Origin of the sequence: Filimonas lacunae (genome assembly GCF_002355595.1) — a bacterium.
Classification (GTDB): domain Bacteria; phylum Bacteroidota; class Bacteroidia; order Chitinophagales; family Chitinophagaceae; genus Filimonas; species Filimonas lacunae.
In genome coordinates this window covers 2,656,536-2,680,919 of the sequence record NZ_AP017422.1, presented here as the reverse complement: position 1 = coordinate 2,680,919, position 24,384 = coordinate 2,656,536, and the positions used below count along the sequence as shown (strand labels likewise).

Genomic DNA, 24,384 nt, shown 5'->3' with positions numbered 1-24,384 from the left:
AATTTTATTATTTTTTTATCCACTCCATTTTTATATTTGATTCTGTTACATTAAAATTTGTAGGAGTCCAACCTTCCCCCAGTGCTTTAGCAGCAGGAGTCGCTTTAGCAGCTTCAACTAAATTCCCTTTACTAGCATCATATATCTTCATAAATTCCTGAAAATTTGTTGAAGAAGGGTTAAAACTAGATTCAACTTTGGAAAATCCTATTATTTTCAACTCGGCATACATAGCTTTTGACGCTCCCAAGCCTTGAAGCAATTCATGAACCTCAAAGGCATTTGACAATAACCCTTCTGCCGATATAGAAGAATAACCTATTAAAATCTTTTGACTTCCATGTCTCAAAAAATGAGAAATGAATCGCGATCCATCTTCCGAAGTTTTCACTGCTGCTTCATACCTGAAGCCTAATTGCGAGAAATGCGAGATTCGCCCGAATGGACTTCCTATACCATCTGGCAGTGGCGCAGTTCCACCAATAGGTACAGTCCTATTAGTAACATATCCATCAGCATCTACAATGTTGTTGATATATAGCTTTCCGTTGCCTGCATATCCTGAAAAAACTCGAGGTCCTGCTAGTAAATCCCACGCCCAGTTTCTCTTAGGCATTACCTGCCCGCCACCAAGATAAAGGCTAGCATCTCTAACATTCCTCAAGTCTACCATGCCACTAAGTAGACTCTCTCTAATCGTTGTTTGAACTGGATGCCTTTTCATCCAATAAGCAACATTCGTAGCTCGATCTTGAAACTCTCCACCATCCAGATCAACTCCTTGTATAGGTCTATTACTAGCAAACTGATATGGAGTCAATTCAGGGTAATCCTTTGTGATCGGATCCACACTCAAAAACTTCCCAATCCTCGGATCATAAATCCTCATTCCATAATCCTGTTGATTCCCATCTCCCTTCACCTCATTATCATTCTCCTTACCATTAAACCCATACCTATACCCACCAGCATTATAACTTCTACCAGGCTGCAACATCCCAAACGGATAATAATCCTGCGCACTCACCACATCAGCATTGTAATAATCCACCGTACTACCCGCCGCACTCACCTGCAAGCGCTTATCCGACACGGTAGCCAGTACATTCCCTAAATGGTTGCTTAATTCAAAGAGCTTTTCACCCCTGGTGAAGATACTATTTGTTCCTGAACCGAATCCGGATGCGAGTGCTACGGGCTGGGCGGCAACGGTAAGCTGTTTTTGGATACCCAGCCTGCTGCTACCATAGATATGATTTTCAGTCTGTTGCAGCGTGTTTGTAGATGCAGTTTGCTCATATACAGCCATTACATTACCGCTGGCGTCTCTTACATAAAAAGTGGTAACGTCCCCGGCGTTTTTGCTGATGCGATTGCCTGAGGCGTCGTAAGTGTAGCTGATGGTATTGCCATTTTTGGTAATACTTGCTATTTTACCATATACTGTCCATTGAATGTCTGTGATGCCTTCTGCTGCATCTGATTTCAGATTACCGATGGAATCGTAAGTGTAATTGTTAGCAGCAACCTGGTTATCAATATCCGTACTATAGTTATTGGTATAAGTGGTATTATCACCAATATGTTTTAACCTGTTGTTGTTGGCGTAGTAGTCATAGGTAAGACTATCCATAGCCGGATAGATACCATTCGTTGTAACACCGTTACGAAGGTAGCTTTGAATGTTACCATTAGGATCGTAGCTGATACGCTCTTTGTAATCATTCAGCTTAATGGGTGTAAAGGTGCCGGTAGTGGTATTTATACCATTATAGGCATCCATTTGTACCAGCCTGTTGAGCTGATCGTAATGATAGTTGTACAATTTGGCATCACCGAGCTTAGGTATAGCTACTGCCATAGCGGCAATATTTCCATTGTATAAAGGAGCAGCCTCTGTGCCTAATGCGTTTAATACACTGGTGGCTACTGATCCACCTATAGGCAGATAATCACCTGGGTAATAATGCAGGTTAAATCCGAATATATCGTTAGCTACCGTAGCGGCTTCTGATGTAGTTAATAAACCGCCGGCATTACCATTGTTTTTGCAAACAGCCAGTGTGGAATCCACTACTGCTACAAAGGAGTCATTGACACCGCTTTCAAATTCACCAGTAAAGCTAATTTTGAAACGGGCGGTATAACTGCCAGGTGTATTGCCAGAGCGCTGGTTTACAATAAGGCTGTCTACAGCAGATCCGCTTATACAGACGGAGTCAAAGCCATTGCCAGTGCTAATGCCACTGTTTACGCTTTTTAACCAGCCCTGTAAGGTATAGGCATAGTCTACTCCCTGCACCTGCTGCTGCCCAAACACCACCCTTGACACAGGGCCGTGTTTGTAATAGCTATAGGCAGCTTCTCTTTCCCAGTAGAGTTTATCGCGACTGGTTTCGACCTCTGTTAAACGGTTTTCAGCGTCATAGGTATAGCGATGATAGAAATTATCGGCAAAACCCGGCTGATAATCCACTCCATTTACCTTACCGCTGATCAAATCATACTGGTAAGTAATGCGTTTAAAGCGGTTGTTAGAGTTATTAGCAATGCTAATGCCTTTGTAGTCCTGCACAAGCGTATCCACATTGCCATGTACATCATAAGAGTAAAAGGTAGCTGAAGTATAGTAAGGTGCTTCGGTAGCGAGATTTTGCGTATAGCTATAACTAACCCTGTTGCGAAGATTTTTCTGACTCATCAGGGTATCAAAGCCTCCACGCGCAATATCATACACGGTTCCTGTAACCTGCTCCCTTGTTCCACCGGTGTTATATAACCAATTATACAGTGCAGCTGTATCCTGGCTGATGGTTTGAAGCATGGCGGAGGTGGCGGGCTTTTGCCCTACTTCGGTAATACGCCCTAATGCATCATATATAGTATAACTATACAAGCTACGTGCATCTGCCTGTTGCTGTGCATTACGGCTCACAGCAAGACGTCCCAGCCTGTCGTACCAGAAAGAAGAAATACCCGCATCCGGTGATTTCTGTGCTACTAGCTGGTTTAAACTGTTATAACGATATTGAGTAAGAAAGGAATGTACCGGCAAAGCCGTATCTCCCATACTGCGGGCCGTTTTAACCCTATTGAGAAAAGTAGTGCTAAAATCGGGTCTGACGCCTTTAGGAGGAACCGTTTTTACCAGGTTGCCCGCCTGATCATAATAATATAATGTATAATGATATTCACGGCTGGTATCTGATACCATAAACACTTCCGCATTTTTTGCTTCCAGGCATTTAGCCAGGTACAAAACTTCAAAATTGGCCAGTAACTGTTCCCGCTGCGCTTCGTAAATGTTTATAGCTAATGACGTGGCCTGTGTTTGTACTTTATCGCAGGGCGACTCTACCACAAACTTACCGGCTGTGTCGGTAATTATTTTTGTTGAACCACATATTACCGTTTGATGCGCATTGCTGTTAGCTGCATAATTAGCTAAACTACAGGATGACGTAGCAGCAGCTTTCACATAATCCATCCAGGTTAATTCCAATCCGGTGTAATAGTTCAGATACCTGGCAAATAATGCATTGCAGGCTATCTGGGTAGTATCCAGGTCATCATTCAGATAAGGCGCACCGGTAAAAGGAGTATTGGCAAAATACGTTTTAAACCTGCCGGTAAGGGCACTTAACGTGTCGCAGGTTACACAACGGGATATGTTTACATAGCCACATTTTAAAAACGCAGGTAATGGTTGGGCGCTACTTAAACCATAGGTAACCACCGTATCACGGCAATTGGTTCCGGTAGAAGCTCTTGTAGAAGGACCACTATCAATAGTAGAATCACAACCTACACGGGTTACTAATTCGCTGCAATGCTGTAAACCTGCATACACAACAGCCGTAAGCGTATCGCCATAGGCTTGCTTCAGGTACTTGTTCAAATTCGTCATGGTATAACCTGAATAACCGGGCGTATTGTTTGCCTCCTGCACCAATGCAGCATACCTGGAACAAGTACAGGTATCGAGGCGAGCAATATACGACTGAACCAGTACCGGGTTTTTACCGTAAGGCTTGGGAAAATCTATAACAAATGCATTACAAAAAAGGTTACGCGGAATCCCGGCATCGGTAAGCTCTTTGAGTATTACCTCTTCAAAAGTACGAGGCTGCCCGTCATAAGCAGTAGACGGCGCTACCGAAGAGGAACCATTCGGGTTTGCCTCATCCGTTCCTTTCCGGCAAACTGCTTCCATGCCAGCGGTAATTTTGTTTAACAGCCTCGCGCGCGCAGTATCGGCCATTGATGCAATAGCAGCACATTGCAACAATTTGGTTTTCCATCCATCTATGTAACTGCTGCAACGATTGGTATATACTGCTGCGGCAGAATCGGGCATAGACACTGCAGGTGCTCCACCGGAAGTAGCAGGATACCAGCTTGACCAGCCATCTGTTTGAGCCACCAGTAAACTATTGCTGGCAAAGCGCAGGGCATAATTCTGTGCGGCAAATGAAGTTTCATTTGATATAGGCACCTTGGTTCTTATCCAGGCGTTTACCATAGAGTCACGTACATTGGAATACAGTCCTTTGAATACATTCCAGACACTGTTTCTTTGGTCGTCTGTTAAATCTGCAAAGGGAGGCTTATGAGATCCACTTTCACAATTCGCACGGCTGTTAGCATCTGCGATATTATTACAAATAACACTTGTATAAGCAATATTCCATAGATTGGTTTTATAATACCCGGACCGGTTTACAATAGAATCCATGGTCCTTATATTGGAAGGACTAAAAGCATCGTCAAAAAATGGATCTTGATGGTCAAGGAAAACACTTACCAAAAAACTTCCTGAAGAAACAATATGACCATTACTTGCCGCCTGTGCATAAGTTGAGTCTTGGTTAAACGCCTCAATCCAGTCATAAGTTCTTTTCAGGTGCTTTTCAGCAAAATTCAACCGGCCATATTCCGGGTGGTGTGGTAATAAAGCTTCTGCCCAGCTACTGGTAAAGCGGGAAGCAAACCCACTGGCAGAAAGAGTATCCAGTACATTGTATAAGGCACCAGTGTCGGGATGTATAGAACGATCTATAGAATCATATGCGTCACGATAATAGGTACGAATACTATCAGTGGTCCACGGATATTTATAAAAGGGATGTAGTCCATTGTTAGGCAAAGTGGAGAATATATCATACTGATAATATAATATATCAGAACTGTAAGAAGCTGGAGGATTACCTGTTGCATACTGTCCCGTATAAGGCGTCATATCCGCCAACATCATAGATCTGATGCTCTCAAGCCTATGTGAAGTATTACCACACAAAGCTTTACAATTCAGAGAATCGGCCGAATAAGCAGCATGTATAGCAGATTCGGAAGGCAAATTGCTCCCTAAATTCTGAATATACTTATTACGGTAAATATTATAACTGCCTAACGAATCCATACACGACTGGCAGGTTATTGCCGTAGCACCTCCACAGGCAGAACCAGCCCTCATAACGGTATATACCGAATCAATCAACTGATCCTGGGTTTTACACACCCCTTTTGATACAAACAGTTCTTTATACTTCTGCAGCGAAGCATCACTGATACTAAGGGTTTTCCGTACCAGGTAAGAACCTGGCTCAAAAGTGTAGGAAAAAGTAATATTATTGGAAGGAACACCAGATTCATCTTTAAATTCGGCTACCGTAGCTGAAGTATCTTCCAGGTTGACAGTTATATTGTTAAACCGCCTTACTATGGGAGCATGATCACCAGACTCATCAATCACCGTTATTTCCAGGGTATACTTACAATCATAATTCAGCTGCTGGCCCTGGCACGATGTTAATAACAAAGCGGCAGGCGTTAAAGCATAATTAAAATTATATACCCCTTTGGCAGGCACTAACAAACTGGTAACTGACTCTACACTATGACCTTTAATGAGATTGGCATTATTATTCAGTAAGTTGCGGGTAATATATGTAGCATATTGGTTGGGGTATTGTGTGTTATCCGGCAATAAGGCCTTCACGCCCACGGGCGCCTCACCTGCCAGCGCAGTCGCTACCGTTTTGCCAGTCATATCCACATAACTAACGCTCATCTGCCCGTTGGCGTCCTTTACCATGTTCTTGGCGTAATGTGTAAAGTCGCCTGCTTCTGTACCAAACAGTCCATCCAGCTCTTCCTGGGCGGGTGTTCCATAATAATACTTGATTTCATGTCCACTACCCATTTTCATAGCCGCACCTACCCCACTTTGTGATAGTATGCGCCCGGTAGCATCAGGGGTGTAACGCGTTACACTATACGGATAGCCTTCTGCCGATGGAATATTGCTATTGGAATTACTGTTTTTATCAGCATTGCCGGAACTATAATACAAAGCTGCAACACTGCTATCCGGTTTCATAACAGGTGTAGCACTACCTGGAAATGAAGTGGATTCCAGATCGAAATATTTGGCAGGATCTTCAAAACTGGCCTGGTTGTTAAACAGGTTCAGGTTTTTAGTATAAGCAACAACCGAGTTAATACCAGGCACAGGCAACACCTGCACAGCAGGTCGCCCCATAGCATCGTAAAAAGTTTCGGCTGCAATAACATTATTGGTGCTATTGTCTTTGGTAACCGTTTGGCGACCACGTAAACTACCATCAAAGTATTCTATCACCGATTTTCGCTTGCCCTCTTCAGCAAAGGAAGTAGACACCTGCCAGTTTAAGCTGTCGTTGTGTCCTTTGAATATGTAGGATTGCAAATCCGACCAGTTGCCATCAGTCCGTTTACCGGTGGCATCATTATTTACCGCACGAATGTGGTAATATAGTTTGCCTTGTCCATCGTAAAACAAAGGAATATTATAGCTGCTTTTGCCCGCGGGTAAATCTATACGGGTAGCATTTCGGCGAAATAGCAGCTTGGGGTTTACAGTATCTCCTGAATCGTAGAAGGTGCTTTTCAACTCATCTTCCAGCCAGGTCCACTCCAACTGCACTCCATTATTACCAGCATCTACAGGGGTTTGCCAGGTTAAAGGTAGTTCATCGGCTGTAGCAGGCAGCTGGGTAATAACCGGTATTTTGGTAGCATTCAGTTTGTAATAACTGGTAACCCGCATCTCATTTTGTAAACGGATAAATTTATTTACGCTTACACCGCCTACTGTTGCTGTAGAAGGTGTAGCTACAGTAACGCGTACAAAATTGGCGCCTTTAAAACTAAAATAGTTACGCGCATTGTATTTAGCACCTTCACTTTTACTGTAGGTTACGGTAAGTGATACCTGTTTGGAGTTTTCTGCATAACCGGCCTTGCCATACTGAATATTTACTACTACAGTTGCAGTAAAATCAGCCGACAGGTAAGTATTCGTTTCTTCATTCACCACCAATGAAATGATATTGGTAATGGATGGAGAAAGCTCCCAGCCGCCTGTTGCCGGGATATAAGATTGCGAAATAGCATAGGTATTAGCTGTTGCCAAGCTATCGCCACTCATATTGGAAATAAGCGGCGTTTTTACCACACCTCCATCCTTTTGTGCCCATGCAACGAAAGCAGAGTTCACAATAAACAGGGCAAACAGCAGTCTTAATAGTAACATCCTGGGTTTCATCAGGGCTTGTTTTTTATTGATTATTTTCACTGATCAGATATCCTTCATAAGCCGCAGCAGGTAACAATTTTCCTGTAGCAGACCGGCTAACGCAGTCATTCACCTGTAAAGGCAACGCCTGTTTACCATCATGCTTTACCTGCTTATAGCAAAATGTTTGTATTAACTCTTTTACCAGCATGAAATGCTCCCCCAGCTTGGTAAGGCGTCCATTCCAGGCACTATCGGCCTGTAGCTGACGATACGCTTCTTCATCCACCTCGTACAGCGTACGCTTCATTTGCTTTACTTCCACCAGCTGCCCGGTAGCCTTTACTGAGCGAACAATAATGCATTCCTTTGGAAAGGCTGTTCCCGGTAAAAGGGCCCGGCTGGTCACTACTAATACTACCGTATCATGCTCATGTGGCAACCGCACCGCTGTATATTTTGCGGCCATACGAGTAATAGAAGAATCTGCCACAGGCATACTTATAGATTGCAATAACTGCCTGGCCACCGTATTACCTGAAGGCATCGCAATCATTTGTTTGGCTTTATGGCTAATCATCAGCACCATACTATCATTAGCCAACTGCTCCACCTCACCATATTGCAAATAGCTACCATGTTCCTGTATTGCAAACAGCAGTCGTACAGCAGAAGTGTCCATATCCTGTTGGGGTATATTACAGGTATTCTTTACAAACACTTCCAACTGCAAAGGAATTTGCTTGTAGGCGTTACATGCATGCACAAACATTTTAATATCAGCCAGGGTATCTCTTACCTGTGCCTGCAACAGGCAAGGCATCAGTAAATACATTACACACCACCAGCTTTTCCTGTATTTCATTATCACCTGTTTCATTAATACTTATTGTATGGTGGTTATGTTTTTTTGTTTAGCGCTACGCGTTTCACTGATTGTTTTAATACCTTCCACTGTTTCTGCTTTCACACGAATCAGCCCTCCCTCTTCATCGTACTCATAATAAGTAGCATAGTTGTTGGCATCCAGTTCGGCTACCATGCGAAGGTTCACCGGATCGTACACATAGCTTTTCATGTTGGCATTATATGGATGCATACGAACATCATCTACATAGAGTACATCATTTTCTGCCTGATTCATAAATAGAACTGACATTTTAGTAGTGCCGGCAGGTGCAGTAAAATCACCTTCTATACGCTGCCAGCCATCTATCACCGGACCAGCTGCATCAAGGGTATCTATTTCATAATTATCATACACCAGCAACACTCTTCCCGGTGTAGCTGAACTTCTTTTTACCCATGCACTGAAAAGCATTTTCTTACCCATAACAACGTTATATACAGGGTTGAGCATAGAAGCAGTAGATGCAATTGGAACGGTAGTTACACATCCATTGCGGGTATTGTTGCTTTTGTAACCAACCACTGTGTTATTATCAAAGGAAGCATAATTAAAATCAACCGCGTCATACTGCTGATCTTCACACTCCGGTCCGTTAATTACGCCACATGAAAAGTAATAATAACCACTACCAGAAGAAATCAGCTTATAAATACCTTTATCCAGGCAACAGGTGTAATCTGACCAGGTTAAATACTGGGATTGATCTCCATTAATTTTTGTCAAACTCACCAGGTTATCTTTTTCATCATATAACCATGCGTTAATACTCATACCCTCCATGGTATTATTTCTATACACGGAAACCATATGGGTGCCTTTAGTATCTACTTTAAAATACTGGGTAGTACTATAGTTGTACTGATACTCTCTTACCCACTCATTACCTTTAAACTGACGTTGAACAAAAGAATTGTTAATATACACATCACTAAAGTTTCCAACTGTATACTCAATAGAAGAATCACTTCTGTTAAAGAAATTGAGGAAAGTACCCGGATCTGTTAATGTTCTGCCGGTGTCTGTTGTAAATTTCAGCGAAACAGAATCGGCGGGTTCAGTAGTTATAACAAACTCTTTCATGCCATTGCTATAAGCCGGCACTGCCATAACATATTTACCAGTATGCGCTGTAATACTGGTGGTATCTGTATTCACCAGCCTTCCAATAGTTGCAAAATCAACGTGTTTTATTTCACAGGAGTAACTATTGTCGCTTCCCAGGCTTTCCTTGTAAGTAGCATCTTCAAAACCTGTATAGGCCATCTCATAGCTCCTCGCATTATTGGCAATAGCTACAGGCAGGCTTTTATTATAGCCATATTGGGCCGAAGTGTAAATATTCAGGGCATTTTTATTCTCCACCTCCTGCCCTTTTGAATTAACACGGGTAATCTGGCTATTCCAAACCCATTTGGAATTAGCCGTATCGGGAAACAGGTTTTTAGTTGTATTAAATTTCCAGTAATAAGTAAAATTATCCAGGTACCCGTTTTTGGAGATGTTGGTAACAGAAGCCGGATCGCTTTCTGCCCTGCTGCCGTAAAACACCAGGCTACGCCAGCTGGTAAAATTACCCATCAGCCCTTTTACATAAGGGTTAATGCTTTTTTCCAGGTAACCATTACAATCAACCACCTCTTTAATAACACAAGCCAGGTTGTCTGTAACCTTCACGTATTTCTTAATTACATCATTGTCAGTCTGCCATTTCTCTTTATACTCCACTGCACTGGCATTGATCACTTTACCCCCCGCATCAGGTTGTAACCTGGCAATACTATCCGCCCCTTTCATCACCGGGTTGCTCATGCTTATTATTTGCCCAATGGTTGCGCTTAACATATTCCGTTTACCGCTCCTTACAATCCGGAACGACACCCCGGTTCTGCTATAAGTATTTCCTTTATAATCCAGGAAAATATAATCGTTGGCACTGGCTAATGATGTAAGATTTTTGTTTTTGTTAAATACCCAAAGTCTAGTAAGTGTATCAGATGAGGTACTGGCACATACATCGGCCGCAGCCCCCGCATTGAGAATATATACTTCATCACCACTTTCCAGTATTGAATCATTAAAGCTCGCATTCGTTATTTTTCCATCATTAAAATTTATACCGGTATACACAGCATTGATATTCTTATAAGCCAGTCCCATACCACCATACGCCCAATAAGCCGGATAGCTGGTGTTATAAACAGCCTGGTTAAACTGGTTATTGGTTTTACTTACTACCAGCATGCCCGTTTCGGCATCATATAGCATATTTTTAGTACTCACCATGCTTCCTTTATCTACCATTACCATACTATCCAGTACGCTGTGATAGGTGATTACTTTGGTAGTAGTAACTGCACGGTAGGTATTTTCGCTGGAGCCAAATACGGGCCAGATAAAAGGAATCCAGAAAGGAAACAACACCGGAAACAGATCTACCTGTCCCTGTATTTCAAAACTATTCCCTTTGGCCATAAACTCACGGGCATCAGTCATCAGTTCCACATCTACTCCCATATTTCCCTGGGTTACTACTCCCCCCTGAGCGGCAGATACAAAATCAAACTTCTCCTCTAATCCATTGCCACCTGTGTTTTTATAAAAGTATTCCTGGTAGGCAATGCGGCTGTTCGAATCCGTTTCGGCGTATGAAGATTGTGATTTTGTTTGACCATGCATATCGTTAGTTGCTACAAGGAAGCCCTGGGAAACAGCACGACGGTCGATGGACGTTTTATTAAAGAAGCTTAATGTAGAAGAAGAATGCTGTTGCTTATCAGATGCAGGATCGAGCGATGTATTAGTATAATACACCGGATAATCTTTAGCTGTATAAAACTCAGTTACCTGTTTACCTATTCCCGATCTTGATTTGTGCAGGGTATCATTACCCAATATATTGTTGATAGCCTTTACAGTAACTTTACTATAACCTACTAATGGCGACGGGAAGAATGCATCCAGCACCGGCATTTCAATAGCACCATAAGAAGCAGGCCCTAAAGGCAGCTTGCTGCTGATTTGTACAGAGGTTTGGAAAGGATTTTCTTCACCACCCATAGAAGGCTCATAAGAGGCAACTCCACTACTGATAGTACGTGTAACACCATATGCCGTTTCAGTAGTAGTATAATCATACTTCTGACCGTATACAGAATTATATTGACCTGTCATTGCTGTCCAGTTGTCTTTTAAACGAACGGCTTTTACGCGATAACCACCACCATATTTAAAGCCATCCGGATCGTTGAGACGAACAAATGATTTTTGCACATTCACCGCCATGGCATACCCTTTACTACGTAAAACATTTACCGGGTTACTGAATGCAGTAGTAATAGCATTGAGCATTCCGGCCAGCATTTCGCCAACCTGCTTAATTCCACCACTTTCCGATACATCATACCCCGGAAACGCCTGCCCCGGCAATTGCTCGCGCAGATATTCCACAGCTGTTAACGATAGCGGACTTAAACCCGCTACTGAATTCATGCGCACCCAGATAGTGTCACCCGAGCCCAGGGTGCCGTAGTCGGCTACCGTTGCATACGAAGTAAGGTATTCAGGATACTTAGGCATGCTTACCATTAGCTTTACTGCAAGCTGACTTACCCCATCCAGGTATTTATTAAAGGCATCTGTACGGGAAGCAACCCTTTGAGGCACTTTGATAAACAGGTATTGATGATCTACAATGCCACTTAAACCAGATGCACTATACAAGCCGGTTTTGCAATGCACAGAATCAGCACCAAAGCCGGCAACCTGCATCATATCCATTGCACGTTTATTTTGCACAAAAGCGTAGTCATCAGACTCATAATCTACTTCTATCTGGCCACCGGAAGGCAATAGAATCTTTTTTAACATCCATGCTCCGGCGTTATTGTCGATAGTATTTTTAGCTGCACTATCCTGTAAACTATAAGGATAGTCACTATTCTTCATACCCTCAGGGTTTTGCACAGATGGCTTATAGGTACCCCAACGGTCGGAGCCATTGTACGACCAGGATGGATTATCCTGGGCGCCATTGGCATATGAAAAAACATACCTGTTTTTGAAATTACGCGACTGGCCGTTAAAAGTAAAATACACACTATCCAGTGTAAGCTTACCGTTACCGGCAGTTGCATTATCTGGTGTGCCAGGACATAGTTTATAGCTATAAGCAAAAAACACCGATTTCACAGGTTTGGCTTTGGCCAGGCCATTTGATTGTAAATCGGCTTTATTATATAAGTCAATACGCTTCAGGCATTTTGCAGAAACGTCATTGGTATCAATATAACCATAAGCCGATTTAGGCCCTTTGGCATCTTTACGATCGCCGAGGGTAAATAAAGCGATCATTGTTTTTGATTCAATGGAATGTACATACCACGATTCTCTTTCGCCATAAGAAACTATCCCCTTGTCATCTTTACTTTCTGATCGGTTGCCGGCATTAAAATTAGCCATCTTGCCCGCAGTAAGCGGCGTACGCCATTTATGCACCGCCCAATCGTTATCAACGCTATTACGTATACGTGTATAATTGAACTTTACAGCAGTACCTAAATCATCTTCCGAAATACCATCTCCTGTTACATCTACATAATCCTGGCTAAGCAACCCGGTTAATAAAAAAGAATGTGCATAAGCAGGTGTTTGTACGGATTGCACATATCCATCCACGCCACTACCAGATGCTGTTTTTGCAGAAGAAGTTTCCATGTCTGTGGAATCAGCTGCCACGAGGTCGGCCTCCGGATCAGTAGGATTTACTGAAAAAGTGAAATCTTTTTGCACAATATTATATACCGGTATACCATATATATAACGCTGTCCATTGGATTCCGTAACATTTACTTGCGAAATGTGGTGCCTTTTCCGGTAAGCTGATGTTCTGGAAATAGTATAATATTCTAACCTGTTGTTACTGCTAAATAAAGGACGATAAAGTGTATCCAGTTTTTGCAAACGGTAACTTACAATATTGGTGTCAAGGCCAATTTTACGGGCTTCAGCCGCTGTTAAATAGCTGATTACCTGGGTACGTTTTTTACGACCGGAATTATCTGAAGTTATCATACTTCTATCTCCCAGGGGAGATAGTGTTTTAGAAAACCTTTCCAGTACCGGCTCTATAGAAGGGCTATTGCCAGAACCTCCCAGTTTTACTCTTACCAGGTCGGCATCTCCTATATTATAATACTGTCCGTTGTTAATCACACTTTTTTCACCCGGATTGCGGAAATACACCGCTTCAGCATTCTCATGATCTGCTCCAAAACGCAGGGAGGTGCGTAACTTATTATTATTATCCCAATCACCACTGGTGCTGGGCGTAGTTACCGTGTTAAAGTTAGCTCCGTAATGTCCGGGAATACCAATATCCACACCAGCGCCATCACTGCTTTCGCGGGATGTAGTGGTGTTATCTTTTACATATCCCAGATCGTTACGATAAGCACGAATACTACCACCTGTGCCTTCGCCATTAATAGTAAATATATCATAGGTATATTGAGGTACAGATACTACAGGTGTAGTAGGTGTAACCTCTTTATCATTAAATCTTGTAAAGTCCATAACAGCACTGGCATTATCCACTGCCTTCTGGTAATACAGATAACCTACCATTGGTTTCAGCTGTTTCCTGTCCTGCTCGCTGATGCTGGCAGTTTGCTTATATACTTCAATACTGGCCGAAGGATATACTCCCCAAAGTGCGCCACCCAATTGAAAACGGCCCGTATAGGAATTGTTAGTAACCGGCATACGAATAGAAGGCGTATAGCTGGGACGGGCAAAGGTGATAGAATTAGACCATAAGGCAGCCCCCAACGAAGAGGAATGATGAATGGTTTTCATGTCATAATAAGCAAGCGCACCATACATTCTCACGGCAAGCGCTGTAGGAGCCTGTTTTTTAGCCTCCATTTTCAGCTTGTTCTCTGTGCGACTTACACTCCACTGTTCAGCTATCTGCATCTGCTTGATACCTGTTCGTGAATTATAGCTGGTGGAAGCTGTTAAGCCCAGGTTGGCTTTACGTTCGTTGGCAAAGGCGGAAGCTGTTAAGGAAACAGCCGGAGATAATGTAAAACCATAACGGGAGTTAATATCAGCATTTAAACTAACATCTAGGCCTAATTTCAAAGAATCTCCTGCACTTTTTTCCGATAACACCTTGCTTAATATATTATAAGACGCTCCTGCTTTCAGATCAAGATCCATTGCAGGACCTAAATAGTTATTAAAAGAAACCCCTACAGCTGCTCCTAAAGAAACATTGAGGCCAGGCACTTTTTTAATACCTGCAAACTCCACATCTCCGCCTACATTTACCCCCCAGGTAATATTGGGTTTCATGTTCTGCTGATGTATCATGGTATCATCGCCATTAAAATCATCAGGCACACCACGCATATTGCGGTTTACGTTTCCCGGGTTTATATTCCACCCCAACCCTACCCAGCTGGCTTGTTGCTCTACCCCCACTCCGCCATCGTAATAAATGTTAATCGGGTATCCCCCTACATCCATCAGTGGAATACTATAAGAAAAATCACCGGTAAATAAGTTTACCATATTATCGGCGCTGACGGATTTAAAAGAAGTCATTTCCGGCTGATTAGGACCATCTATAAACGCCGCCTTACCTAGCACGTGCCGGTTATTATTTACTGCATATGAGGCAGAAACAGCCTGCCGCGGTTGTTTGTATGATTGTGCAAAGGCATCAACCGCCTGTTTCCCATAGGTATTATAATGCCTGACAACCGCTGCCGGCTGTGCTGCTGCCAACACCTTCATACTCCCGTACAAAGGCATTATCACAGAGGAATAAAACAGGGTAAGTAAAAAGCAGGCAATGGCTTTAGTATACCTGTGTGCTAAAAGTTGAATCATATATTATCGTTATCCTTTGCTGTAATTATTGTATCATAAAATGAGTGATATACTGACTGCGATGACTGTCTTGTAAAGACACCTTATACACGCTATTCTTTTTAAAGTCGCCCTTGTTATCAAACCACCAGAAATTATTTCCATAACTCACCATTACCTTGGCTTGGCGCACTACACTTCCATCAGGACCCGTAAAAGTAATAGCAGCCTGATGCTCTTTTTCGTAAGAATAAAAGCTGAGTCCTGCACCACCCGCCGCAATAAAGCTTACCCCTGCCGCGTCCTGCTCTTTTTTCAACAACAGGTACGATCTGGCGGCAATATCTTCTGTACCTTTTGTCATTCCAGGCACGTAAAACATCCACACCTCACTTTGAGCTACTACCTGGTTATTGTTCTTTGCCACTACAGCCCATGCATACCACCGCGCAGTATCCAGCGAAGGCGCCGATACCGGGTAAATACTTATAGGAGTGGCAAGATTGCCAGCTGTGTAAAAGGGTATATTTTGCTGTACCGCCTGCAATGCCGACTGGCCCTGCAACACAGCAGTAACAGATACATCATAACTCAGGTTACTGAATAAATTGAGTGGAGAAGGTGGCAGCCAGGTAAACTGCGGATATAAAGACAACAGGGTATCTTTATCCGCAGGGGTATTTAATACAGGCGGGCTCAAGGGCTGTATTTCCAGGTTGATACAGTCTTCCGTTAAAGATACATACGTATCACCCTGCCAGCCTCCTACTGCATAACAAACGGTGTAATTACCCACGGGTATTAAACCCTCTGGATTCATATCTGCACTGAAAGCTCCGGATAAATATTTCCAGGCTACAGGAGAAAAATCTGTGTACCTTAATTGGTTCGCTCCCTTTTGCAGGGTTACAGAACGGCTGGCTGCAGTGAGTACCGGCGTATGATCTGCCACGTTAAGCATGGTGATATTCACCTCTGCCGTTGCGGTATTTCCTGCATTTACCAATACCATATTCCACAGCTGCGTTTTCTGTACCACGCCTACGGGAGGTACCTGCAATGCCATGGTAAGCTGTGCAGATGTGGGAACAGCTGCCAGCAGCAACCATAAAAAGATCAACTTTTGTATTTTCATTTTCAACTCTTGTTACTAGAATATTTTAAAATAGCTGAAACGGCCTGTATTGTTTTCTACCAGTTGCCTGTTAGAGCCTGGTATAAATCCTTTTTCCATCATTAGTTGTACTTCGCCTAATTTTTTCATCTTTATCAGCACATTGCCTTTATAGCCTATTTGTATGCTGTTATAATACGTCTGGTAATTATATTTAATACCCGCACCCACCCTTAGCCAGTTTAACAGTGCATATTGCGCCGCGTTATCTACCGTGTATAAATTATACATAGCAGCCAGTGAGGCAGAACCAGTGGTTTGCCAGGTAAACTTTGCATATAACAGTGCATGACTTAGTAAAAAAGTAGAGGTATTGCTGTACACAAAAGCACTATCAGAAGGCTTGTTGTAAAAGCGCGTATATAAAGCTGTAGTGCTCATATCCACACCATCTACTTTATAATAATAACTGGCGCTGCCTACCAGGGAGTAAAACAGGTTTTCGACATAAGCGCTATCACTCAGCTTTGTTAATTGCGAACTGGGGTAATAACCCAGGGAAAATACGGGCCAGCGACGTAACCGAAGAGTCGCTTGTATGCTTTTAAAAACTGTATTGTTCTGATAGGTAATATTGGTGGTAGTGTTGGTGTAATCATTTTCTTTTAAAGATGCTGTAACCAGTAACTGGTTTTTAAAGAAAGGCTGATCGGCCTTAATCATCCAGGCTTTTTGCTGAGTGCCGGTAGTAATGTAACTGAAAGACTGAAACGAGGCACCATACCTTTTGAAATAAGCTGTTATGCGGGTGGTGCTGGCAGGTATTATCGTTTGCAGCTTCAGGGAATACGCTTCATTGGCATGTTCGCCCAGATGCACTGCCGATGCCAGCAGGCTTTTATTAGTGCCATTGTTATAGTAAGGTACAGACGACTTGGCCACCTCCGCAGTAAGGTAAGTACTAGCATTTACCCGGCAATTGCCTTCCAGCGTAAAACCCATCAGGTGGTAATCTGGCTGTGTTCCGCTGTTGCTACCGGTGTTATTGTAAACCTGTTTTTTACCGGCATACCAGCTTACTATTATATTTGTTCCGTTTTTTAGTCCTTTACCAGCTCTCACCATATACAGGTACTGCGCAGGCGCTGATGCATTTTTTACAATAAAATCGCGAAAGCGATAATCAATACTTCCCGCCGCAACAGCCACATAGTAAGAAGGATTATACTCTATTTGCAGGCCATTAATGCTTACGTTTTTCACAGACAGCTCAGAATAATCTACTACTGTTCGCCCTACACCCAATGTTTTTATCGCCAGCAAGGTTTGATACCCAGCCGGTAAAGCGCTGTCAGGCACCTGCCTGGCTGCTATTTCAGCATCCAGCTGCTGGGTGCCTGAAGAAGACTTGTACAGCTCGTTGTTTCTTTGCTGCTGCCAGGCAGCTACCTGCTGCTTATGATGCTGATACCTTTTTTCTAACTGCTGCACCTGTTGCTCCAGGGTATCGATACGTCTTTTTCGGGTTTGATAAGTTTGCATAAAGCTGGTATCCACAGCTGGTTTCTGTGAAACCGCAGAACTGTCGGAACGCCTACTGAACCAATCTTTCAAATAACCAGGTATCTTTTTTCTATCCGGAGCATCGGGTCTGGAAAAAGCCACAGCAGGTAATGCAGGAATAGAATCTGCCGCCAGTTCTGGCTTGCTCCCATATAACGCTGTCTCTTTCGCTTCTATCAACTTTTGAACAACGCCCGGACTGTTAGACCAGCTTCTCAATTGAAGCAGCTCGTCTCTTTTAGCATCCAGCTGATGCTCTATCATCCCCAACGAATCGCCAGGAAGCTTTGGAAGCGGATACCGGTTCATAATTTGCCGGAGACGGCTGGCAAAATCAGCAGCACTAAACTGCATATTCAAATCAGTTAGCTTACGGGTAAGCAAGGAGTTACTGAAGCGATTGGTAAGAAAAACACGGAAAGGGTAATTGTTTTTATAGGTGATATCCAGGTAGGTTTGCACGGTATGATAATATATATCATGCTCGGCATAGGGAGTATCTATATACGATCGGTAGTCTACGCTGTATAAAACGTTACCATGTATGGTAATAGCAGGAACAGTAGCTATCTGCGGATTTTTGTTCCCGGCATTATTATTAATAGTACTCACATTGCCCCTGGCCGAAACAGGTATATAAGAACTAAAACCAGGCTTACCCAACTGGCGGGTGTAAGGCATCAGATAACGACTGCTGCCAGCTGTGTCTGTTGAAAGCGTATCGGCATACACAACCTCTGGCACAGCAGATGAAAAATAACGTGGGGCCGGCACGGCAACAACTTTCCCGGCAGGAAACCCCTTTTGACCATATAACGGGCCAAACAGGCATAGTAGTATTACAATAAACGACACCAGCGTTTTCACGTACGTTCAAGAGAATTTAACAATAGCAACAGCTACTGCAGGGTATTTAAAACAAACTAACTAATCGAAAACAGCCTACAAACAGATTTAATCGAGTAGAGTAAATAAGGATATGTAGCAGTAAGATGGAAAAAATGTGTGCCAATAAGGACAGGGTACTTTTATTTCATCATGTGTTAAGGGTTGTGTATTAATGTTAAGACAAAGCAAAGATATACCTTTTGCCCAATGACTTCAAAGCTTTACCACTATTGTGTTATATATCATTTTATGCAATATCTTAAAGCCTATTTTCTAACAGCAACCTCCCATCAATTCCATTCTTTATCCCACCAGCTGGCACTCGAGCTATACACCACAGGTTATGCCGATGCCATGTACCTGGCCGACTTAATTGCCGAAAATGAGAAAATGACTTCCGCCCATCTCTAAACGCGGTTGCTTATATAGCCAAAGTAGAAGCCCGTGGGGCATTGGGTAAGAAGAAGAAAACAGTGAAATGTTAGGTCTGTAGTCTATAATATGTAAAAATAGAAAAAGTAAAACTTAACGCATTCACACAGAAGGCAAACAAAGTGATCTCTTCAACAGGAACAGGCATCCGCCAGGAGAATATAGCAACTGCAACAAGCAGCATTACATTCACAAGCATAGCTATACTATGATGAAAAAAAGACCTTACCAACACTAAGCACCCGATCCTTAATACAACAGTGATCAGCGCTAATACAATAAAAAAGAAAGGGAAAAAATATAAAGCTGTCCAAAACGCAAACATAATTCTTCCGGCCTCCTGCGGCCAATAAATCAGCACAACCCAACACATAGCAGATAAAACAGCCAACAATATTTTTAAAAATCGCACGAGCATAATATCTGTCACATTTTTGTTTCTAAAAAATCGTCTATTTTAATAAACAATCAACACCCAACTCGTTAGCAGCTGCCACAAATACCTTTGCTATAGTTATATCACTTACACTCAGCGTGATTTCTTTGCCATCTAGTAATTTGTCTATATTTTCCTTGGCTTCTGTCATTGTCAGTTCGAGTAAGCTTCTCTGCAACCGTATCATACTTACTTTTTCCATGCCTTCACGCCAGCCGGTCATTACAATGGAAGAAGCCGATTCCTTGTGTAGAAGCCCATCCCAGTCTACGCCCGGATTTTGCTGTTTTACCTCCTCCGGAATAGTAAAATCCATAGACACTATATACTCATACCACTCCTGCGGAATGACTACATGATAATCCAATACATACAGCGCCAGATCCTGTGGCCAACTCCATACACCATCAGTTAGTATACAATAAGACATGGAGAATCTTTCTCCCGTAAAAGCATGAGTTAACAATTCGCTGCTAACTACTTCAATGCCCCCGGACATTAAGTAACGCACCAGCTTTTCCTTAACATAGGAGTTATTTATCGTCTCATTCACATAATCTTTTATGCTTGGAACATCCTCTATGCCTGCCCTATGCTCCTTCCAATACCCGAAAAAGGTAGTACTATAAACAGATGTCGGTTCTGCAATTCGTTGAACAAGTACTTTCACCTTTTTCGCACTCTCTACCACTTTCAGCCAGTCACCATCTACCGCCATTCCGCTGTCTAAGGGCCTGAAAGAATCATAGGCCAATAACGCCTCTATAAAAAAGTCCACTTCTTCGTATTCCTCTTTTGAAAAAGAAAACTGCCTGTTTTTTACATCATCATAAAAGCTAAAGGATTCAAGAGTATTTACCGCTTCGCTATAATCTAAAATAGGATCATAGTATTCCGAATTCCACCAAACAGCTCTTTGAAAAGTCAGGTCCGAAATTTTATCGATAACATCTAATACATTCTCCAGGTACGTCATTACTAATTCGCTATGTTCTTAATGATTACTTGTTTTTCTTCGGTGCTCACCAGAGTATTGATGAGCATTTGTCTTCATGAATGCTTATACATCCTTCCGGACTTGCCTAATTGTTTTCTACTCCTGCCCTTACTTTTATTCCTTTCTCTACTAAATACCTTTCCGCCTTTTATCAGGAGTTTACCTGAAGTATACACAGGAAACACTAGCATAATTAATCCGATAAAATCAAGCACCAGCTTCATGGTTGTAGGTTTAGCAGCATCGCCCTCCAAATACACCACATCAAACCAACGTTGGTAATATACCGTTTCACTCATGGCATCTCCCAAATCTTCCAGCAGCCCCCTACGAACATGGGTGGCTGCTTTCACTTCTTTATACTCAAAGGCATTATAATAGTGTAAATAAATGGTCTTATACTTACGGTCAACTTTCTCAAAATACCCCACCGTACTTTCATTAGTATAAACAAAAACAACATCCCTTACAAAGCAATAGGAAAGAAATACCAGGAGAACAGAAAAACACAATACACAAACACCCGCAATCGCCCTGTTAATAGTTTTCATAGCTATAAAAGCGCTTTTTTATTGTATATGCCCTGACATCGTTCAGAAAATGGTTGTGTACATAAAAATTAGCCAACACCAATATTTCAGGCACTCCATCCTTATCAAAATCATGCAACAACAGTTGCGGAGCATAAAAATCATAGCTGCCCAGTGCCACAGAATCTATCCTATCTCCATTTTGTCTGTACACCTGTAAGCTACACTCATTAAGACTGCTGGCCAATGCACACACAAAAGCTCCCATATCTTTAGCCTGGTAAATATCAGGATGCTTTTTCTTTAATGCAACCCAGCTGGCAGCGGCGGTATCCGGCACAAGCTGGTAATCTCCTGTTCTGACAGCCAATACTTTATAATTCAGTGTAGTATCTATAACAGTAGACGAATCTACAGCAACCAGGCTGTCCTTCCTGATCTGAAAGACCTGCTTCCCTATCGTTTCCTCTCCGTCCGGCGTCCATGTAGTGTCCCATACACTCCAATAACGATCATTCACAGCAATCATAGAACTTTGCTCAAAAGGCTGCTCCAACATCAACGTAAGCCCACCTGTTCTATTTCTATTACAGCTAAACAACACGATGCAGTAGCCCGCGACAGCAGCCAGTAAAATGCTATAAAGTCTTTTTTGCAAAAAACTGTTATTTTTCATGTGTAGTTATTACTTGTACAATTCTATGCGCCCATCTTTTCTCTAAATTCACTGTACACTTCTATATAATAACTTATATCCCTTCGCGTACCTGTTGATAATACCAATCCACTATACTTATCAACTAAAATAGGAGCGTTTCCTCCAAGTATGGTCATAATATCACCTTTTCTGATATACTCTTCGGATTGATAGAAAAATACCCAGCCGTACTTAAACTCAAGCGGATCACTTAATAAACACAGTTTATGCCGACCACGACTTTCAATCTCGGTTAGTTTCTCCTGCGCACGTATTTGTGCTTGTTCTAAATTTAACATCTTACCTTGCTTTTAAATTTCAGTTATAGCAAAATCTCCGTGAAATGTCAGGCATATTATTTTACTATCCAGCTTGTTATCTATTTGACTTAAAAAATCATTCAACTTATATAAATCGTCAAAGGCCATCCCGGCTGTACCTATGCAGATACAGTCATATTTCTCCAGACACGCCAATACTCTATATATTAAAGTATTTAAAAAAGAATAGGCTGTAAGATCAATCAGACGAACACCCCATTTTGTCAGTCTTCTTTCGAACCTCCTTCTATTAAATCTCCATTTGGGAAATGGTATTTTCAGATTTTCCTTCAGAAGAATACAGTTTATAAATGCACTGTTTCCAGAGCAATTAGGAAAAAGTGCTTTTTCTTCTCCATATTCATTCACTATGGCACGATATATCATTTATAAAGAGATTGACGGTGTAAACATCCAGGCTTTTTATTCATACAAGGCACTTCTTTTTCTTTCACGAACATTTCCTTTCTAACAACTCCTGCACGCGCTTCCCGTAGTCATTACTTTCAGCTAACTTTTTTACATATCCCACTATCTCCTCTCTGCAATACGTCAGACACTCCATGAACATTGCATCATTCACCACCCGGTAAATACTTCTCCAATCTTTGGTAACGGCAAGTGATTGAAACAATAGCTCCAGGTATTCTTCTTTTTTAGAAGAATGCAGGCATATTAAGTTTACGATAGTCTGGTTCTTTATAATTCTACTATTCCCTTTCCTGTTTACAAACTGGCAAAGTGCCTCTTCATATGGAAACCAGGCCAGTTCTTCCGCACTACGGTATTTAAAATAATCAAGTACCGACAGCTTTACCAGGAAATTCTTTTCTCCCATAAGTAAGCAAAAAATCGTCCGCACAGTACCTTATCGTAAAACCCCAACCATCCCGCTACGTCTATGAGATCCGACAAGTAAAAACCGTTTGCCACATGCACGGCAGCAAAAATAACCTGCTTATAATACTCCGAATAATCATCTTTGAAATTATATTCATCGATAAAACGCTACGCACCATATAGTTCTTATGCTCAAAGAGCGCTTTTACTTCTTCCAATGTTTTCATCTGATAGCTACTTTTATATGGTTCATTTATTGCTTCGGTAAACAATACCATAAACAACAAAGCCGCCTGGAATGTGTTCAGGCGGCTTTGTTGTTATTCTGCATTCTCTTTTTTACTTTTTAATCCTATCCCCACTCCCACTTCATATTGCTGTCCGTATCCCTGTTTATTGTTAGATACATAAGACAAGTTCAGCTCGCCAAAGTTTTTCAGCAACAGGCCCAATGTACCACAAATACTGCCGGTGTTTTGCCAGATGGCGCTGGCGTGGAAAGTTTGATCGTAGGTGAACTGTGTACCCGCAGCCAGTATCCAGGAACGTTTGGTAAAAAAGCGGCCCGATAACAGAGGCTTAATTTCATACTCATTGTTGCCTTCTGGTTTCCAGGCGTAAGAAGTCATAACGTTCATGGTTTCCATGTCTATATCGTTACCGGTGACCTTAGGAAACCACTGACGCAGGTTAAAGCCGGTTGCACTGAATGAAAAACCTTTCAACTCGTACACCGCGCCAAAATCGCCATCTACCTGCCAGCCTTTCTGGTTAAATTGCTTTGCACCATTATCTACCGCACCACCATCTATAATAGCAGCGCCATCCAGTTGCTGTTTGTAGGTGGCCAGTGAAAAGCCCAAACGTATCTGCTCTTTCCCGCTCAGTTTTATTTTATAGCCATAACTCACTTTAGCAGAAGTGCGGCGCAGCACACCACTTTTATCGTTGGTCAATTGCAAACCCGCAGCGGAGTTTTTACCAAACCCCATATCCCCTGTTAACTGCATCAGCGTAGGCGCTCCGTCAAAACCAATCCAGCTACGGTTGGCCAATGCATACACAAACGGATTGTCATGCGCCCCTGCATAGGCCGGGTTGGCCAGGTAGTTGTTACGGTAATAATGCGCTACCGCGTTATTATAATACAGCTGCGCTTTGCCCGAATGGGCAAAGAGCACGCTGCATACAATAGTTAATCCTATGAATTGTTTTTTCATTCCTCTTCT

General features: G+C 42.3%; 13 protein-coding genes. 1 reads left to right on the top strand and 12 read right to left on the bottom strand.

The window, feature by feature from the left end; genetic code table 11:
* Positions 1-7 precede the first annotated feature (7 nt).
* The 5 genes from FLA_RS10535 to FLA_RS10515 are packed head-to-tail and all read right to left on the bottom strand — an operon-like array spanning position 8 to position 18,882.
* Positions 8-7,585 carry an RHS repeat-associated core domain-containing protein gene (locus FLA_RS10535; protein ID WP_144264087.1) on the bottom strand — a complete coding sequence of 2,526 codons (7,578 nt, stop codon included), beginning with the start codon at positions 7,583-7,585 and terminating at the stop codon, positions 8-10.
* Between the two features lie 13 nt (positions 7,586-7,598).
* Positions 7,599-8,420, bottom strand: coding sequence for a hypothetical protein (locus tag FLA_RS10530; RefSeq protein WP_144264086.1), 822 nt, complete (start codon positions 8,418-8,420; stop codon positions 7,599-7,601).
* A 21-nt stretch (positions 8,421-8,441) separates the two neighbouring features.
* Positions 8,442-15,359 (bottom strand): hypothetical protein, encoded by a 6,918-nt coding sequence (locus FLA_RS10525; protein WP_076380424.1) that lies wholly within the window; start codon positions 15,357-15,359, stop codon positions 8,442-8,444.
* A 25-nt stretch (positions 15,360-15,384) separates the two neighbouring features.
* Positions 15,385-16,473 carry a hypothetical protein gene (locus FLA_RS10520; RefSeq protein WP_076380423.1) on the bottom strand — a complete coding sequence of 363 codons (1,089 nt, stop codon included), beginning with the start codon at positions 16,471-16,473 and terminating at the stop codon, positions 15,385-15,387.
* A 15-nt stretch (positions 16,474-16,488) separates the two neighbouring features.
* Entirely contained in the window at positions 16,489-18,882 is a 2,394-nt protein-coding gene (locus tag FLA_RS10515; RefSeq protein WP_076380422.1) for a bZIP transcription factor, read from the bottom strand.
* 228 nt (positions 18,883-19,110) lie between these two features.
* On the opposite strand from FLA_RS10515, the gene FLA_RS31140 reads away from it, so the two are divergent.
* Positions 19,111-19,314, top strand: coding sequence for a hypothetical protein (locus tag FLA_RS31140; RefSeq protein ID WP_144264085.1), 204 nt, complete (start codon positions 19,111-19,113; stop codon positions 19,312-19,314).
* 473 nt (positions 19,315-19,787) lie between these two features.
* Here FLA_RS31140 and FLA_RS10505 read toward each other — a convergent pair whose 3' ends face one another.
* From FLA_RS10505 to FLA_RS10470, 7 genes are all read right to left on the bottom strand, one after another.
* Positions 19,788-20,747 (bottom strand): hypothetical protein, encoded by a 960-nt coding sequence (locus FLA_RS10505; protein ID WP_076380420.1) that lies wholly within the window; start codon positions 20,745-20,747, stop codon positions 19,788-19,790.
* Positions 20,748-20,821: 74 nt separating this feature from the next.
* Positions 20,822-21,319, bottom strand: a complete 498-nt coding sequence (locus FLA_RS10500) for a hypothetical protein (protein WP_076380419.1) — start codon at positions 21,317-21,319, stop codon at positions 20,822-20,824.
* Positions 21,306-21,974 (bottom strand): hypothetical protein, encoded by a 669-nt coding sequence (locus FLA_RS10495; protein WP_096510902.1) that lies wholly within the window; start codon positions 21,972-21,974, stop codon positions 21,306-21,308. The genes FLA_RS10500 and FLA_RS10495 overlap by 14 nt, the downstream gene beginning before the upstream one ends.
* Before the next feature lie 23 nt (positions 21,975-21,997).
* A complete protein-coding gene (locus FLA_RS10490) occupies positions 21,998-22,294 on the bottom strand; it encodes a YrhB domain-containing protein (RefSeq protein ID WP_076380417.1) in 297 nt (98 codons plus the stop codon).
* Positions 22,295-22,306: 12 nt separating this feature from the next.
* Complete coding sequence (locus FLA_RS10485; protein WP_076380416.1) at positions 22,307-22,702, bottom strand: hypothetical protein; 396 nt, start codon at positions 22,700-22,702, stop codon at positions 22,307-22,309.
* Between the two features lie 64 nt (positions 22,703-22,766).
* Positions 22,767-23,153 carry a hypothetical protein gene (locus FLA_RS10480; protein ID WP_076380415.1) on the bottom strand — a complete coding sequence of 129 codons (387 nt, stop codon included), beginning with the start codon at positions 23,151-23,153 and terminating at the stop codon, positions 22,767-22,769.
* 322 nt (positions 23,154-23,475) lie between these two features.
* Positions 23,476-24,375 carry a PorP/SprF family type IX secretion system membrane protein gene (locus FLA_RS10470; protein WP_076380414.1) on the bottom strand — a complete coding sequence of 300 codons (900 nt, stop codon included), beginning with the start codon at positions 24,373-24,375 and terminating at the stop codon, positions 23,476-23,478.
* Positions 24,376-24,384 lie beyond the last annotated feature (9 nt).